Source organism: Microcystis sp. M049S2, assembly GCF_020245625.1.
In the GTDB taxonomy this organism is placed as follows: Bacteria; Cyanobacteriota; Cyanobacteriia; order Cyanobacteriales; family Microcystaceae; genus Microcystis; species Microcystis ichthyoblabe_A.
Window position 1 is genome coordinate 1 of record NZ_JADBUN010000107.1, and the last position, 16,663, is coordinate 16,663.

General features: G+C 46.6%; 12 protein-coding genes. 7 read left to right on the top strand and 5 right to left on the bottom strand.

The window, feature by feature from the left end; genetic code table 11:
* The first annotated feature begins 767 nt into the window (after positions 1 to 767).
* The 4 genes from IM496_RS08985 (at position 768) to IM496_RS09000 (ending at position 6,562) form a co-directional block, all read left to right on the top strand.
* The gene (locus IM496_RS08985) at positions 768 to 2,090 is read left to right on the top strand and encodes a CmpA/NrtA family ABC transporter substrate-binding protein (protein WP_194017857.1); all 1,323 of its coding nucleotides are present in this window, start codon (positions 768 to 770) and stop codon (positions 2,088 to 2,090) included.
* Between the two features lie 131 nt (positions 2,091 to 2,221).
* Complete coding sequence (gene ntrB / locus IM496_RS08990) at positions 2,222 to 3,049, top strand: nitrate ABC transporter permease (protein WP_194017859.1); 828 nt, start codon at positions 2,222 to 2,224, stop codon at positions 3,047 to 3,049.
* Positions 3,050 to 3,304: 255 nt separating this feature from the next.
* Entirely contained in the window at positions 3,305 to 5,311 is a 2,007-nt protein-coding gene (locus IM496_RS08995; RefSeq protein WP_287661763.1) for an ABC transporter ATP-binding/substrate-binding protein, read from the top strand.
* 252 nt (positions 5,312 to 5,563) lie between these two features.
* The gene (locus IM496_RS09000) at positions 5,564 to 6,562 is read left to right on the top strand and encodes a nitrate ABC transporter ATP-binding protein (RefSeq protein WP_194017180.1); all 999 of its coding nucleotides are present in this window, start codon (positions 5,564 to 5,566) and stop codon (positions 6,560 to 6,562) included.
* A 312-nt stretch (positions 6,563 to 6,874) separates the two neighbouring features.
* Here IM496_RS09000 and IM496_RS09005 read toward each other — a convergent pair whose 3' ends face one another.
* Entirely contained in the window at positions 6,875 to 7,501 is a 627-nt protein-coding gene (locus IM496_RS09005; RefSeq protein ID WP_287661764.1) for a DUF2301 domain-containing membrane protein, read from the bottom strand.
* Positions 7,502 to 7,649: 148 nt separating this feature from the next.
* On the opposite strand from IM496_RS09005, the gene thiO reads away from it, so the two are divergent.
* The gene (thiO, locus tag IM496_RS09010) at positions 7,650 to 9,626 is read left to right on the top strand and encodes a glycine oxidase ThiO (protein WP_287661765.1); all 1,977 of its coding nucleotides are present in this window, start codon (positions 7,650 to 7,652) and stop codon (positions 9,624 to 9,626) included.
* A 78-nt stretch (positions 9,627 to 9,704) separates the two neighbouring features.
* Positions 9,705 to 10,457: an SAM-dependent methyltransferase gene (locus tag IM496_RS09015; RefSeq protein ID WP_228009760.1), complete on the top strand. Its 753-nt coding sequence runs from the start codon at positions 9,705 to 9,707 to the stop codon at positions 10,455 to 10,457.
* Between the two features lie 185 nt (positions 10,458 to 10,642).
* On the opposite strand, the gene IM496_RS09020 is transcribed toward IM496_RS09015, so the two are convergent.
* On the bottom strand, positions 10,643 to 12,178 hold the full coding sequence (locus IM496_RS09020) for a TolC family protein (RefSeq protein WP_193957152.1): 1,536 nt from the start codon (positions 12,176 to 12,178) through the stop codon (positions 10,643 to 10,645).
* A gap of 201 nt (positions 12,179 to 12,379) precedes the next feature.
* On the opposite strand from IM496_RS09020, the gene IM496_RS09025 reads away from it, so the two are divergent.
* Positions 12,380 to 12,604, top strand: coding sequence for an addiction module antidote protein (locus IM496_RS09025; RefSeq protein ID WP_228009759.1), 225 nt, complete (start codon positions 12,380 to 12,382; stop codon positions 12,602 to 12,604).
* 63 nt (positions 12,605 to 12,667) lie between these two features.
* Here IM496_RS09025 and ggt read toward each other — a convergent pair whose 3' ends face one another.
* The 3 genes from ggt to IM496_RS09040 form a co-directional block, all read right to left on the bottom strand.
* The gene (ggt, locus tag IM496_RS09030; protein WP_194017174.1) at positions 12,668 to 14,212 is read right to left on the bottom strand and encodes a gamma-glutamyltransferase; all 1,545 of its coding nucleotides are present in this window, start codon (positions 14,210 to 14,212) and stop codon (positions 12,668 to 12,670) included.
* A gap of 187 nt (positions 14,213 to 14,399) precedes the next feature.
* Complete coding sequence (lpxD, locus tag IM496_RS09035) at positions 14,400 to 15,431, bottom strand: UDP-3-O-(3-hydroxymyristoyl)glucosamine N-acyltransferase (protein ID WP_287661766.1); 1,032 nt, start codon at positions 15,429 to 15,431, stop codon at positions 14,400 to 14,402.
* A 191-nt stretch (positions 15,432 to 15,622) separates the two neighbouring features.
* Entirely contained in the window at positions 15,623 to 16,519 is an 897-nt protein-coding gene (locus IM496_RS09040) for an all3515 family Zur-repressed PEP-CTERM protein (protein ID WP_287661767.1), read from the bottom strand.
* Positions 16,520 to 16,663: the final 144 nt, after the last annotated feature.

Sequence of the window (16,663 nt, forward strand, 5' to 3'; positions counted from 1 at the left end):
GTTAAAAGTTGTCAGATGCCCCCCTTATTAAGGGGGGATTAAAGGGGGGACTAAGGGGGGATCGGCACCCCCCTTATCAAGGGGGGCAGGGGGGATCGAACCTAAAATCCATTTTTAATTTAATTATAACCAGCTACTTAAATACCCGGGCAGCTTATTACATTTTGGGCGCACGCAGTTCGATAAACTTACTGACCACGATGGGCCTCTACCATTGGCGTAATAACTTCTGCTGGTCATCATAACTGGGAGAGATTCACAAATGTGAGATGCACCCAACTGGTAATCATTGAACTGCAAACTCAAATCCGATAACTGAGTCAAGATAGCTAAAAATCCCCATCGCTCTACCATGCGTTTCAGACAAATTTTTATGCTTTTATTACATGGCTGGCAATATTTTGTAACAATCTATACTATCTTTCCCGTTGAAGACTGTAAATTTAAGTTAATTGCTTCGGTGATAACCCTGAAATAAACTGATCTTTCTAGCCCAGATGACCAAAAACCGCCCCTATCTATCTATCGACTCCTCAAAACTGTTATGCTTCTAGAAAAAATCTCTTAGACAAAAACTACTGCTAAATCTCCCCAGATGGAGAAGCAAAAGCGATCAAGAGATAAAAATAGTCAAAGCCTCCTTACTGAATCAACAGTTACTTTCAAGAAATTTTCTCGGTTATCACCGCAGTCAGTTAGGGGAAATAATGAGAATTTTTCACCGTTTCATCACCTTTGTTTAGTTTCTAATCACGATTTTTTAGTCCATGAGTAAACTTTCCAGACGTAGATTTATCTTCACTGCCGGGGCCACTGCCGTAGGAACAGCAATTCTCCACGGTTGCGCCACTCCCAATAATACCGCGACCAGTCCCTCCCCGGCCGGCAGTCCTGCAGCTTCCCCCGTTGCCAGTGGAGAAACTCCCGAAGTCACCACCGCTAAACTAGGTTTTATTGCCCTCACCGACGCTGCCCCCTTAATTATCGCCAAGGAAAAAGGTTTATTCGCTAAACACGGGATGCCCGATGTGCAAGTGATGAAACAAGCCTCTTGGGCTGCAACCCGGGATAACCTCGAATTAGGTTCGGCGGGTAACGGTATCGATGGGGCGCATATTTTATCCCCCATGCCCTACCTAATGACCTTGGGCAAAATCACCAAACAGCCCGTACCAATGTATATTCTGGCGCGTTTGAATACCAACGGTCAAGCGATTTCTGTGGCTAACGAATACATGGATCTAAAAGTTGCCCTCGATAGCGGTGTACTGAAAGAATCCTTCGCTAAAGCTAAATCTGCCGGCAAAGAAGTTAAAGCCGCCGTCACTTTCCCCGGTGGTACTCACGATCTCTGGATGCGCTATTGGTTAGCCGCCAGTGGTATCGATCCGAATAAAGATCTATCCCTAATTGTTGTTCCTCCGGCACAAATGGTGGCTAACATGAAAGTCGGCACGATGCAAGCTTTCTGTGTGGGGGAACCTTGGAACGCCCAATTAGTTAACAAAAAACTCGGTTATTCGGCCTTGATTACTGGGGAACTGTGGAAGGATCACCCTGAAAAAGCCTTCGCTTTACGCGCCGATTGGGTGGATAAAAATCCCAAAGCGGCAAAAGCTTTAACTATGGCTGTTCTAGAAGCGCAGCAATGGTGCAACGATCCCGCTAATGTTAAGGAAATGTGCGAGATTATTTCAGGACGGGAATGGCTGAAAATTGACCCCGCCGATATCTTGGGAAGAATGCAAGGTAATATCGATTTCGGTGATGGTCGCAAAATCGAAAATAGCCCCGTAGCCATGAAATTCTGGGCTGATAACGCTTCCTATCCCTACAAGAGTCATGATACTTGGTTTGTGACTGAAGACATCCGTTGGGGCTATATTCCCGCCGATACGGACATCAAAGCTTTAGTTGATAAAGTTAACCGGGAAGATATCTGGAGAGAAGCCGCCACAGCCCTCAATGTTCCGGCTGATCAAATTCCCACCTCTACCTCTCGCGGTGTGGAAACTTTCTTTGATGGTGTTACTTTTGACCCCGAAAATCCCACCGCTTACCTGAAATCTCTCAAGATTAAAAAGGTTTAAATCAGTGTTCAGTAATCAGTAACCAGTCAACAGTTAAAGATGATTTGCTCATAACTGATAACTGATAACTGATCACTGATGCTGATAACTGAACCACTGACCACTCCACCACTGATAACTGATAACTGATTATGGCTGTTTCTATTTCTCGTCGTTCTCAAGGTCCGAAATGGGTAAAAGACCTCAAAAAAAAATTACCCAAACTAGCAACTTCGGCGATTGCTTTATTAATTTTCCTTCTCATCTGGCAAATACTCTGTTTTAGTCCCGATGCTCCCCTCCCTAGTCCCACTAAAGTGGTTAGCGATACCTGGGAATTAATTATTAATCCCTTTTTCAATAATGGTGGCACGGATGTGGGGTTATTCTGGCAAATTTTCGCCAGTTTACAACGGGTGGCCGTCGGTTTTACCCTTGCCGCTATTGTTGGTATCGCTGCGGGTATTTTAATCGGTAGCAGCGCTTTAGTTTATGATGCGATCGATCCGATTTTCCAAATCCTGCGTACCGTTCCCCCCCTAGCTTGGCTGCCCATCTCCCTAGCGGCTTTTCGCAATAACGAACCTAGTGCCATATTTGTAATTTTTATTACAGCAATTTGGCCAATTATTATTAACACAGCCGTGGGAGTACAACAGGTTCCCCAAGACTATAAAAACGTCTCTAGAGTGCTAAAATTATCCAAAGTTGAATATTTTTTTAATATTCTTTTTCCCGCCACCGTTCCCTACGTTTTCACGGGATTAAGAATCGGTATCGGTTTATCTTGGTTGGCGATTGTAGCGGCAGAAATGCTGATCGGTGGCGTGGGAATTGGCTTCTTTATCTGGGATGCTTGGAATAGTTCCATGATCAGTGAAATTATCCTCGCCCTGATTTATGTGGGTATTGTTGGTTTCCTACTCGATCGCCTCATGGCCTACATCGCTAAATTAGTTGTACCAGAAGAAAATAAATAAGTTTAATTGTTACAAGTAAATAAAAGTGGGTGAGGTTCAAAACTAAATTATTAGCCACCCAACCCACCTCACCCCCGATAACAAGGGTCGAATCTAAAACCTAATTTGTTAAGCTAAAAGCTTTGATCTACCTAGTTTCTAACCGTCTTGTTAGATAGGAGAATTGCTAGATTCTTTCATTTGCCTCTTGCCTGTTGCCTCTTGCCTTCAGAAGCTGATAACTAATAACTAATAACTGATAACTGATAACTGAAAATGTCTGCATTTATTGAAGTCGATCACATTGATAAGGTTTTCCCTCTCCCCGATGGCCGTCAATATATCGCCCTAAAAAATATCGATCTCAGCGTTACTCAAGGGGAATTTATCTCTTTAATCGGTCACTCCGGTTGCGGGAAATCCACCCTCTTAAATATGGTCGCTGGACTCGATCGCCCGACGGTGGGAGGGGTGATTTTAGAGGGAAGAGAAATTAAAGGTCCCGGTCCCGATCGCATGGTGGTGTTCCAGAATTATTCGCTGCTGCCTTGGTTAACCGTCCGGGAAAATATCGCCCTAGGAGTTAACCGCGTGCTGCGTCATCTACCGGCTGCTGAACGCAAAAGTGTCATCGAACATAGTATCGATATGGTACACCTGCGCCATGCCGCCAACAAACGACCGGGAGAATTATCGGGAGGCATGAAACAACGGGTAGCGATCGCCCGCGCTTTAGCCCTACGGCCAAAAGTCCTGCTACTCGATGAACCCTTTGGGGCGCTGGATGCGTTAACCAGAGGCAATTTACAGGAACGTTTGATGGAAATCGTCGAGGAAAGCCACGTTACCTGTATCATGGTCACGCACGATGTGGATGAAGCCCTATTACTATCCGATCGAGTGGTGATGTTAACCACCGGTCCAGAGGCCCATATCGGTCAGATTCTCGATGTTCCCATTCCCCGGCCCCGGCATCGTTTAGAAGTAGTTAACCACCCCAGTTACTACTCCCTCCGTAACGAGATCGTTTATTTCCTCAACCAACAGAAGCGATCGAAGAAAGTCGGCCAACCCACCGAACCAGTAACAGTGATCGGCCAAGCTACCCGACTGAAAACCAATCCCACCATCGGTTTTATCCCCCTCACCGATTGCGCCCCGATTATTATCGCCAAAGAGAAAGGCTTCTTCGCCGAGGAAGGATTAGAGGATGTTATCCTGCAACGGGAACCCAACTGGAAAGCACTCGCCCAAGGAGTGGCCACCGGTCGTCTCGATGCGGCCCAGATGGTGGCGGGAATGCCCCTCAGCATGACCATTGGGGCCGGCAATAAGCCCTCTGTCCCCGTGATTAGTGCTTTGGTACTCAGTCGCAACGGTAACGCCATCACCCTCAGCAATAAATACAGGGAATTGGGGGTAGAAAAACTGGAGGACTTAAAGGAGGCCCTCCTGCAAAGTCCCGATCAAATCGCCACTTTCGGCATGGTTCACCCCGCTTCCATGCACAATCTGCTGTTACGCTACTGGTTAGCTAGTGGCGGCATCGATCCCGATAGTGATGTCAATTTAACCGTAATTCCGCCGCCTCAAATGGTTTCCCTACTAAAAGCGGGTAAGATCGACGGTTATTGTGTGGGGGAACCCTGGAACTCCTACGCCGTTCACGAAAAATTAGGCTACGTTATCGCCACCGATCTTGATATTTGGCCCGGACACCAGGAAAAAGTTCTCGGAGTCAAGGAAACTTGGGCAGCGAAACATCCCGAAACCCATATCGCCATGGTGAAAGCTTTAATTAAAGCCTGCGAATACTGCGATGATCAGCGTAATCGAGAAGAAATCGTTAATATTCTCAGTCAGTCCCAGTATGTGGGCGTGGATAGCGCAATTATCCGCCCCGGTTTCCTCGATGGTTACGATCGCGGTTTAGGAACTGCCCCCGAACCCCTATTCCGATTTAATCAGTTTTACGTCGATCAAGCTAACTGTCCGGGCCGGAGTGAGGCCCTATGGACCCTAACTCAGCTTGCCCGTTGGGGTTACGCGCCTTTCCCCCGCAACTGGGTGGAAGTGATTGAACGCGTCCGTCGTCCCGATCTGTTTGGTGAAGCTTGCCGGTCCCTGGGCCTTCCCGATTTGGAACCCGATCGCCACAGTTTCGCCCTCTTTGATCATCTTATTTTCAATCCCGACGATCCGATCGGCTATCTGGAACGTTTCTCGATCCGTCGCGATTATCGCGTCTCAGAAGTTCTCCTCGATGATCCCATCGCTAATTAAGGTTGGCTGAATAAATCTAAAAACCTTGTTGGGTAAAACTTTTAGACTTTTTGGCAATCAAAAAGTACGAGATATGGGAGTGATCGGGGGGAAAATCCCTGGACTTTTTCCCTGAAAATTAGGTAATTGACCAGATGAAAATCTCTAAAACCCCACACCCCACACCCCACACCCCACGAAAAACTTTTTCAGCAGACCCGAATTAATGGTTGTGGTGGGCAAAGCCCACCTTAAAATAAATCTAGGACGAATATGCAAACTTTTACCGATAAGACCGTGAATTCCAGCACCACCACCCAGCCTTTTTTATTAGTTAGTAATGTTGCCAAAGAATACCCCTCCCCCGAAGGGGTTTACACCGTTTTAGACGGTGTGGAGCTGCAAGTCAATGAGGGGGAATTTGTCTGCATTATCGGTCACTCCGGCTGCGGTAAATCGACCCTTTTAAATATGGTGGCGGGGTTTTCTTCTCCTAGTCGTGGGCAAGTGCTGCTACAGGATAAAGAGGTTAAGGAACCAGGACCAGACCGGATGATGGTATTCCAAAATTATTCGCTTTTGCCCTGGAAAACTGCCTTTGAGAACGTTTATATCGGGGTTAATTCCGTTTATCCCGAAAAATCTCATGCTGAGAAGGTGAAGATCGTGGAAGAAAATCTATCCTTAGTGGGATTGACAGAAGCAGCCCAGAAAAAACCCCCCCAATTATCGGGAGGTATGAAACAACGGGTAGCGATCGCCCGCGCCCTGGCCATTCGTCCCCAAGTCCTCATCCTCGATGAACCCTTTGGGGCTTTAGATGCGATCACCAAAGAGGAATTACAGGAAGAATTGCTGAAAATCTGGCAAGAACACCAGTTAACGGTGTTGATGATTACCCACGATATCGATGAGGCTTTGTTCTTGTGCGATCGCTTGGTGATGATGACCAACGGCCCGAGCGCTAAAATTGGGGAGGTGTTAAAGATGCCTTTTGCTCGTCCCCGGGTTCGTTCCCAAATTACCGAGGATCCCCGTTACTACGAACTCCGCAATGAAGCTCTCGATTTCCTCTACAATCGTTTTGCCCATTCGGAGGATCCCAACGAGGATGCCCCCGAACAACCCCGCACAGAAAATCTCGTGGGTAAAATTGTTACTACTATTGGTGGCATAGCCTTACTCGCTTTTGTTGGTTTTAGTCTAATACAAATGTTCACTAGCAAGACTGCCAATACTACTAATCCGGCTACCATCGAGGACTCCAGATAGGTAGGGTTTGCTGAAAAAGTTTGTCGTGGCGGCAGGGTGTGGGGTGTGGGGTGTAGGGTGTAGGGTTTTACCGATTTTGAGGTAGAACGTAGCGACTGTTGGGTTGAAGCATGAAACCCAACGCCCGCATAGTTTACGCTACCGCTAACCCATCCTACAAATATAGCGGTTCTCACACCTGTGTGGCACAGTTAAACCTTTGCTAATTAAGCTTTTCAACATCGATAATGTACCTCTTGCGAACAGGAAACGCTATAATTGTGCCTCCCTACTTAGTTGAGACTCCGAGACTCCGAGACAGTTATCAGTTCATCAATGATTAAGATGTTCAAAGACTGATTTATCACCGATATCGTTGGGGAGAGGTTGGCTTAACTTTCTCAGAGCAAAGATCAGGAATAAAGTCGCCCAGAGAATTAATAGCCCCTTTTCCCAATTTAAGGGCAATATCCCCAAAAGATGACCGAGTAAAAGGGTGGGAACTAGAGGGGTTAAAAACTTGGTTTCTAGACGATTAAAACAAAAAGCTTCTTTGAAATAAATCCCCGTGAGACTAGCAAAAATAAAGCCCACACCGAATAAACTCACCGGATGGTTATAGACAAATTCTAGGGGAGAAAGGTGAGAATAGAGGCTGAAAATTAGGGAAGTAATCGCCCCGATTAGCCAAAAAAATTGCAGGAGACGATGGAGGGGAATTAAATAAATATGGATAGTCAATAAACTGATGCCTAACCCCAGACAAAAACCAATGTATAAAAGGTTGGTCAGGGGCAATAATTGCGGTCCGGTGAGAACTATAATTGTAGCGACAGCGAAACTAAAAGCCGCTAAATTTAATCCCAGACGGTAGAGACGCACGCCTAGGCGATCGCTATCCGTAATCGTAAACTCTCCGAATTGACCTTGATAAACTCGATCGACAGTAGAGGAAGTCATAATGCTCTAAAGAAAAAGGGAAGCTTAGAAAAGATTGACTACAAATCATCTTAATCTTGAATTATGCCAGTAGCCTCACTTCTCCCTCCTCTCAGCTGACTAATTGCGAGTTAGGATCAAGGTTACATTTCCTTTAGATTTTTAAGCCATGTCGTTGAACCAAGAATCCCTCGCTTTTAGCCATGGGAGGGTCAAGAACTCAACTAGCGAAATTTTGATCGTGGGCGGTGGTATCATCGGATTAGCGATCGCCGTCGATTTGCAATTGCGCGGGGCAAAAGTTACCCTCCTAGTTCGAGATATAGCTCAGGCCGCTAGTCGTGCGGCTGCGGGAATGTTGGCCCCCCATGCGGAAGGGATTCCCCCAGGTCCGTTTCTCGATCTTTGCCTGCAATCGCGCTGGCTATATCCAGAATGGATCCGCAAAATCGAGGATTTAACGGGTATAAACAGCGGTTACTATCCCTGCGGTATTCTTGCTCCCGTTTACGAGCTAGAGCAGCCCGTTACTACCGAGGAAGTTAATAAAATTTGGTTAGATAGCAATGCAGTTCACCTCTACCAACCCGGATTAGGTAAAGATGTGGTCGGTGGTTGGTGGTATCCCGACGATGGACAAGTGGACAACCGGCAGCTAGTGACTGCGCTGGAACAAGCGGCCGAAAATTTAGGGGTAGAAATTCGCCAAGGCGTAGAAGTCCACGCATTACAGCAAAAGCAGGGAAAAGTCAAGAGTATTTATACCTCAATTGGGGAATTAGAAGCAAAAATTTACATTTTAGCGACGGGATCCTGGGCCAGTCAACTTTTACCCCTCCCTATCCATCCCGTCAAAGGTCAAATGGCCGCGGTAAAAATGCCCCCTAACCAGACCTTAACTAGGGTTTTATTCGGTCCACAAACCTATCTCGTTCCCCGTCGCAATGGTCGTTTAATTATCGGGGCCACTTCCGAAAAAGTCGCCTGGCAAACGGGTAATACACCCCAAGGACTACAAACCCTTTTTGAACGCGCTACCCGTCTCTATCCCCCTTTAGCTGACTGGGAAATCGAGGAAATATGGTGGGGATTCCGTCCAGGTACAGCGGATGAATTGCCCATTTTAGGCCGCAGTAGCTGTGATAACCTAATTTTAGCCACCGGTCACTATCGTAATGGCATTTTACTCGCTCCTGTCACTGCTTCCTTGATTGCTGACCTGGTGATTAATGACAAAGTTAATCCCATTTTGGCCCATTTTCGCTGCGATCGCTTTAATCAACCATCACCCGTTACTATTCCACCTATGTCCTTAACTATTATTGAGAATAAACCCCAAGCACTTTTATCGCCCCAGAATGATCGCCTCACTATTGCTGGGAAAACCTTTCACTCCCGCTTGATGACTGGAACTGGCAAATATGCCAATCTGACGACTATGCAGGAAAGTATTAGTGCCAGTGAATGTCAGATTGTCACCGTTGCCGTTAGACGAGTACAAACGAACGCACCCGGTCATGAGGGATTAGCAGAGGCGATCGATTGGTCTAAAATTTGGATGTTACCCAACACTGCCGGTTGTCAAACGGCCGAAGAAGCGATTCGGGTGGCCCGTTTAGGACGAGAAATGGCCAAATTATTGGGACAGGAAGACAATAACTTTATTAAACTCGAAGTTATTCCCGATCCTAAATATTTATTACCCGATCCGATCGGAACTTTGCAAGCGGCCGAACAATTAGTTAAAGAAGGTTTTGCCGTACTGCCCTATATTAACGCCGATCCTCTCTTAGCCAAACGTTTAGAGGAAGCTGGCTGCGCCACGGTTATGCCATTAGGATCGCCAATCGGGTCGGGACAGGGGCTGAAAAATGAGGCAAATATCGCGATTATCATCGAATCGTCCCAAATTCCGGTGGTGGTAGATGCCGGGATCGGTACACCCTCAGAAGCGGCCCGGGCCATGGAAATGGGGGCCGATGCTTTATTAATTAACAGTGCGATCGCTATGGCGGCTAATCCAGCTATGATGGCGCAGTCCATGGCAATGGCGGCAAAAGCGGGACGTTTAGCCTATTTAGCGGGAAGAATGCCGATTAAGTCCTATGCCAGTCCTAGTTCCCCCCTGACGGGAACGATCGCCTAACCGATTAAGCCTTGCCCTGAGCCAAGTCGAAGGGGAGGAATGGGCTGTTTTCAGCTATTAGAGCCAGCAAAAATCTCTATGACTACAGACAATCAAACTGAGTATGTTGCCGCTTTAACTGATTTACACCGTGGACTTGACCGTAAAGGGCCTGGTGACTCTGACTTCTCCCTAAAAATTTTGAGTAATCTCTCTATTTTGCCCCTCAAGCCGCGAATTGCCGATCTAGGATGTGGAAGTGGTGCTAGTGCTTTACTGCTGGCACAATACTACCAAAGCCCTGTCATGGCAGTGGATTCCTCGTCGGTTTTTATCGACGAACTCAAAACCCGAGCAAAACAGCTTGGTCTTGAGCATTTAATCATTCCAATTCATGGTGACATGGCTAAACTTGATTGGTCAGTGGGTTCAGTTGATCTACTTTGGTCTGAGGGGGCCGCTTATAATCTTGGGTTTGAGCAGGCTCTTAAAATCTGGCGACCGCTTGTTTCTAACAACGGGATCGCCGTCATCTCGGAGATGAGTTGGTTTACTGATGAGCTGCCAGAGCCTGCTGTGGCCTATTGGCAAAACGCCTATCATACAATGGGTAATGAGTTTGAGAATATCGTTCGGGCTAATAGGTCTGGTTTTAAGGTACTTTCTACCCAGAGGCTGCCCAGTCAGGTTTGGTGGCTAAATTATTATCAACCTCTCCGTGAGCGAATCGGGCAGCTGGAAATCAGCCCAAGTAGCTCATCGGTTATTCGTGAAACTGAAGAAGAGATGAAACTTTTTGAGAAATTCAGCAACTTCTATGGTTATACCTTCTATGTTCTGCAAGCGGCCTAGAAAAAAAGCCGTCCAATTTATGATCAGCTTTGTTTCGCAGTAATTCCTATCGTTAGGTGCAAAAACTGCAGGAAACTCCCACCCTGCAGCAATTGCGGGAACAACAGATTAGAATCATCGAAACTCGTTAAAATAGGGGAGATTTGGCCATCTCCCCCCACACCACACATCAATAAATCGCACAATTAACGCACTTCAAACAAACGATTGTCCGGTAAATTACTAATCGATCGCTGGAGACTATTCAAGGATTTATTGTAATCAACGATCGCCTGTAGATAACGACTTCTGGCATCGGTTAAATCCCGTTGGGAGTTGATAACGTCCGTTTGGGTTCCCACACCCGCCTGAAAGCGTAAACGGGCTAATCGTAGACTTTCCGTGGCTGATTCAATGCTTTTTTGCGAAGTTTTGATGTTTTCTTGGTTAGAAATCAAACTATAGTAGGATTCCTCCACCTGAAGGCGAATTTCATTGCGACGGAGGGAGAATTCCGTATCGGCGCGATCGATATTTCTTTCCGCTTGACGGGCGCGAGCAAAAGCACGACCACCATCAAAGAAAGTCCAACGAATCCGGCCGCCGACGCTAAAACCATCGCCAAAACCAGCAGAATCACTGAGATCGTTGAGGACATTATACTCGCCCAAAAGGTCCACCTGGGGAATCACCGCCGAAATAGCGATCGAGCGGTCTTCTGCGCTAATTTCCCTCTGTAATAGTTGTTGTTCTAATTCCGCGCGATTTTTATAGGCCAAAACGATACTATCATCAAGACTTAAGCCCCAAGTTCCCGCCTCGCGAATCTCATCGGCAGCGGTTAACTCGATGTGCTGACCGACACTCAAGATCTGCGCCAGTCGCCGTCGGGAAATACGCTGGTTAGAAATCGCCCGGGTTAAGTCTTGGTTAGCGTTGGCCAGGTCAACTTCCGCCTGTAGGACAGCAAATCGGGTTCCTAGTCCCGCTTGCTCCAATAATTGAGCATCGCGTAAACTTTGACTAGCATCTTCGATCGCAGCTTGGGAGATCGCTACCTGAGCATCACCCCTCTGCAATTCATAATAGGCATCGGTGGCATCAAAACGAGTTTGTTCCGAGACTCGTTCCACCTCTAATTCCCTTTGCCGGATGACTTTTTCGGCCCTTTTGATCTGGGCTGTCCGTTCACCCCCTGTATAAACCCCATAGACGATGCTAACACTACCCTGAAAGTTGGTACTATCTTCGGGTGTAGTGGCTGGGATTCCCTGTTGACGAGCCAACTCATTCTGTCTTTGGGCAACTGCCGATTGATCTTGAGTGAGACTGGTTTCCGCCTGGGCCGTGGGTAATAAAGCCGCCTGTTGTTCCTTTAATTGGGCGCGAGCGATTTCTAAATCGACCCGGGCTGTCTGTAAGGTCTGATTATTTTTTAAAGCTAATTCGATCGCTTGATTTAAGGTGAGCGGTTGTACTACCCTAATATTCACCTCATCTGGTTTGGTGGGAAAAATTAGGGGATTGCCACTAGGATTAAGATAATTGGGGGCTTTGGGATCCGCTTCCGTGGTTGCCGGTGCCGCCGATGGACCGGGTAATTGAGAAACGGGATTGGCAGTAGGTCGGGGTTTCTTCAATAAATCGGCAGCGGACTGAGTTTGTGCCTTAACCGAGGATTCAGCCAAGAAAATCAACCCAAGCACCGCACTCACGGTAATACCATAACGCAAGAGCAACATGAGTATCTCAAAAGTAAACAGTAAACGATAAGAAGTAAACAAGCTCACACCACTATGTTGGCCGATTACTAATTACCGATAGTAACACGGGAGCATGAAAGCCACCGTCTTTTAAGCACCGGCTAAAATAAGATTCGATTGATTTTGAACGGGACATCAAAACAGCATTAGATTTAGCCCAAGACTTATAGGAGGTTCTCTATGGCTACAATTCAGACTTATCCTTGGGATGCAGCAGATCATTTGAAAACAAAAGAAAATATCGCCGCTTATCTGGAAGCTGCCCTCGAAGATGGCGATCCTAGCTTAGTAGTGGCAGCATTAGGCGATATTGCTCGTTCTCAAGGGATGACTCATATTGCTCGCGAGACTGGTTTGGGACGGGAGAGTCTCTATAAATCTTTGTCGAATCGGGGTAATCGGTGAGTTTGCTACAGTTCTTAAGGTTTTGCAAGCACTTGGGTTACGCCTGCAAGTTGTACCCATTACCTAAAAATCCCCCATTACTAATCCTACCCCCTCCCGACGCGGATCCCCCTTAGCGGTTAATTCTCCCCAATCATTCACTGCCACCCCATGCACACCCCCAAAAAACATATTTTGTTCTTGCCACCGGGATACTTGAGTATTTGCGGGTAAAACCAGATTTTCGAGCAGATTTTCCCGATCTTCCCAAGGTTCAACTCCTAATTGTTGATTTTCCCAATGTATGCGCGAAGCAGCGATCGCATCAGGGAGAGATTGCCGAAAATCGATTAAATTGCTAATAACCTGCAAAATAGCGGTGCGAATGCGATTGGAACCCCCAGAACCGAGAACAAATCGCGGCTTTCCTTCCTCTAAAATCATTGTCGGCGACATCATTGAGGATAAACGACGATCAACAGGCCAATTGTGAAAACCAAAGGGATTTAAGTCCGCTTCCCCGATCATATTATTGAGCATAATTCCCGTCCCCGGCACGGTATAAGCCGATCCTTCGCCGTTGGAAAAGGTGGCACTGGCGGCGTTACCTTCCCCATCGATAACACTAATATGGGTGGTACTGCCCCATTTATTGGCATATTTGCCTAAAAATTCTGGTGAGAGGAACTTATCTTCGATTCCCTCCTGATGGATAAAATCATCGTAGCCTTGAACCCGCGCTTGATTGGTTAAGGCCATCACTTCCGTTAAAATTTGCAGATGTTTGGCTCCTAGAGGCTCTAAAGCCGATAAATTGACTGTTTCCAGTAATTTTAGGGCAAAAGCCAGGAGAATTCCTCCAGAACTAGGAGGCGGATTGGTCAGTATTTCGTACCCGCGATATTGGGTTTTTAGGGGTTTTCTCTCAAGGACTTGGTAATGATTTAAATCCTCTAGGGTAAGATAACCGCCGTCCTGCATATCCTTGTCGATTTGGTGGGCGATTTCTCCCTCATAAAAGTCTTTTACGCCTTTTTTGCTTAATTCCTCTAAGCTATTGGCAAAATCCCTCATCACACAGCGATCGCCAGCTTGGAGGAGTTTTCCTTGCGGGGCATAGACTTTTAAGCCCTCTCTATCTTTGAGCAGGATCGAAGATAGTAAACCCAGGCAAAAGCCGTTATATTGGCTCAAAATGTAGCCTTGTCGAGCATATTCGATCGCTGGCTCCGCTACCACGGCAAAGGGTAATTTTCCTAGTTTTTTCTGCACTGTTTCCAATCCCCGTAACGCCCCCGGAGTCGCGATCGCACCTCGGCCAATGTGAAAATCTTGACTAGCACCACCAAAATTGATCGCCACTGGGTAAAAGTCGATATTTGTCAAGGGTTTTTTAGATTTGGGAGTTTGACAGAAAAAATCAAAAAGGGTATTGACTTTTTCCTTCGTATGTGCCAGTAAAAAACCGCCGCCCCCCGCGGAAGCGAGGGTAAATTCGACCACGAAAGCCGCTAAAATCGAGCCAACAATCCCATCAAAAGCATTTCCGCCCATTTCTAAGATTAATTGTCCAGCTTCGGCAGTTTTTGGATGTCCTGCGGCGATAGCGCCCTTGCTTTTGCTAGTCACTTTGATTCAGTTATCAGTTATCAGTTATCAGTGGGGAGATGGGGGTGTGGGGTGTGGGGAAGTGGGGAAGTGGGGAGATGGAGAAGTGGGGTGTGGGGTGTGGGGTGTGGGGTGTGGGGAAGTGGGGGGATGGGGAGAATAAATAAAAATAATCTCCTGTCTCCTGTCTCCTGTCTCCTGAATAGGGCTATTTTTTCAACTGCTTAACCGCTTGATAGATTTCGGGTAAACGCTTGTAAGCGGCTGCTGCCTTGAGGAATAGTTTATGGGGGATAGCGGGAGAGCCAGAAACCACTTCTCCTGCCCCGATATCGTTGTGAATGCCAGTTTGAGCGGTTGCGATCGCACCGTCTCCGATCGCTGCTTGATTGGCAATGCCCACCTGTCCCGCTAAAATAACGCGATTGCCCAATTTTACGCCTCCTGCCATGCCCACCTGTCCTGCTAGGGCGCAAGCTTGGCCAATTTGGCAATTATGGGCAATATGGACGAGATTATCGATCTTAGTCTGGCTACCGATGCGGGTTTCTCCCACTGCCGGACGATCCACGGCGCTATTACAGCCAATTTCTACCCCATCTTCTAAGACCACGATACCCGATTGTTCCATCTTAAACCAGCCTTCGGGAACCGGCACAAAACCGAAGCCCTCCGCACCGATAACAGCGCCACTGTGGATAACGCAATCATTGCCGATTTGTACCCGTTCATGGATGGTACAGTTAGCGTGGAGAATTGTGCGATCACCAATATACACCCCGGGGTAAATAACGGCGTTAGGATGAATGCACACCCCATCACCGAGGATGACATTCGCTTCCACCACAGCATGGGCCCCGATGGCGACTTTATGGCCGATTTTAGCCGATGGATGCACCACGGCGGTGGCGTGAATGTAGGGTTGGGGCTGAAAGGGTTGATAGAATAATTTGATGGCGTGGGCGAATAAAAGTCGGGGATTGGCACTAGCTAACCAAGCGATGCCGCGTTCGTCGGCCTGTTGTTGTAAATTGGTATCCAGGGGCAGAATTAGGGCAGTAGCGTCAGTTTTGGCGACAAAGGCAGCAAATTTTCCCCCTTCGATATAGCTAATGGTATCGACTAGGGCGGTTTCGATGGGAGTTATGGCTTTAATTTGGGGATTTCTGTCGGGATAGGCAGTTAAACTGTGAGCAGAGACTAAAGGGCTTAATTTTTGGGCAATTTCACTAAATTTCATAAATATATATTGCGATCGAGATAGGGCTTATCCTAGGATAGTTTAAAACTATACCGATAATCTTGTCGTTATTATAGTCAAAAAAGTTGCTAGTTTTTTAGGGAATAATCCCTGTTTTCCATTTCAACAAAGCCGATCTCGATCTAGCGCGGTTTTGGAGATAATTTTGCTCTCTCCAAAACCGATTGGTTTTAGTTTTTACTGCTCGATCGAGTTAATAAAATTGACCCGAACAGTATTAAGGCGATCAGAGTTGATGGTTCGGGAACTGTTTGAAAATCTAGATTGAAAATTCCTGACTCTCCCCAAGAAAGGCTAAGATCTACCAGCTTAAAACTGGCTGAATATTTTCCCGGTCGAGAAGCAAGAAACTTCGGTAAAAAGAAGAAGTTATCACCGGTACCGATCCCATAGATATCTCCAGCATTAGCTAAAATTGTCTGTCCTAAAGAGTTAGCTACTGTTAATCCATCACTAATCTCTAACAGTTGTAAGGATAGGTTGGCATTACCTAAAGACTGATTCCACCGTCCCCCAGAACTGTTAAAAAGAGCTTGTTCTCCCAAGTCAGAGGAATTATTAATAGTTGCCACTGATTGCATCAGTAGATTGCTATATTCCTCCCCAGTGGCAGCACTAACAAAACTATTCTGAAAAATTCCTTTTCCTGCAATTAAGGAGAGAGGAGGCAATCCTGTAGAAGTCTCAGGAATGCGATTATTGGTGTTAGTGGGATTAACTACCGGATTACCAGACGGGCCGGAATAACTGTAAGTGCCGATACCGTGAAAATGAGGGTTTCCCTCTCGGTGAGCAACCAGAAGACTTAACCGGTTATAGTTAGGATTGGCTAATCCCTCATAGATGCCCCGAGTTAAGGTGATTTGATTATCCACCCCGATATAAAATTCGGGCAAACTCTGACCAATAGCAGGCTCTTCCGCCTTAGCCACAGTTACCAGGGCGAAAGAAAGCGATAAAATGAAGCTAACGGCGATAAATGGAGATGTAGGGCTTTTTTTGCGGATTTTATTCGCATCACAAACTAATCCTACCCTAGAGACCTGTAGAACCATGATTTCTTTCATTAATTAGAATGATAATCATTATCAATTTAGCGAAAAACCCTTGTTCCGATTCACTTTTGCCAAAAAAGTTAATTTAAGTTAACGTGAACAATGCTGTCGGAATAAGTTGCCCGGGCCAACAGGCAACGGTGGAACAGCAGCAGG

What these genes read in the sequence shown, in the direction of transcription:
- IM496_RS09020 (WP_193957152.1), bottom strand. Translation starts at nt 12,178, where the DNA reads ATGTTGCTCTTGCGTTATGGTATTACCGTGAGTGCGGTGCTTGGGTTG.
- lpxD (WP_287661766.1), bottom strand. Translation starts at nt 15,431, where the DNA reads ATGAAATTTAGTGAAATTGCCCAAAAATTAAGCCCTTTAGTCTCTGCT.
- IM496_RS09025 (WP_228009759.1), top strand. Translation starts at nt 12,380, where the DNA reads ATGGCTACAATTCAGACTTATCCTTGGGATGCAGCAGATCATTTGAAA.
- ntrB (WP_194017859.1), top strand. Translation starts at nt 2,222, where the DNA reads ATGGCTGTTTCTATTTCTCGTCGTTCTCAAGGTCCGAAATGGGTAAAA.
- IM496_RS09015 (WP_228009760.1), top strand. Translation starts at nt 9,705, where the DNA reads ATGACTACAGACAATCAAACTGAGTATGTTGCCGCTTTAACTGATTTA.
- IM496_RS08985 (WP_194017857.1), top strand. Translation starts at nt 768, where the DNA reads ATGAGTAAACTTTCCAGACGTAGATTTATCTTCACTGCCGGGGCCACT.
- IM496_RS09005 (WP_287661764.1), bottom strand. Translation starts at nt 7,501, where the DNA reads ATGACTTCCTCTACTGTCGATCGAGTTTATCAAGGTCAATTCGGAGAG.
- IM496_RS09040 (WP_287661767.1), bottom strand. Translation starts at nt 16,519, where the DNA reads ATGAAAGAAATCATGGTTCTACAGGTCTCTAGGGTAGGATTAGTTTGT.
- IM496_RS08995 (WP_287661763.1), top strand. Translation starts at nt 3,305, where the DNA reads ATGTCTGCATTTATTGAAGTCGATCACATTGATAAGGTTTTCCCTCTC.
- thiO (WP_287661765.1), top strand. Translation starts at nt 7,650, where the DNA reads ATGTCGTTGAACCAAGAATCCCTCGCTTTTAGCCATGGGAGGGTCAAG.
- IM496_RS09000 (WP_194017180.1), top strand. Translation starts at nt 5,564, where the DNA reads ATGCAAACTTTTACCGATAAGACCGTGAATTCCAGCACCACCACCCAG.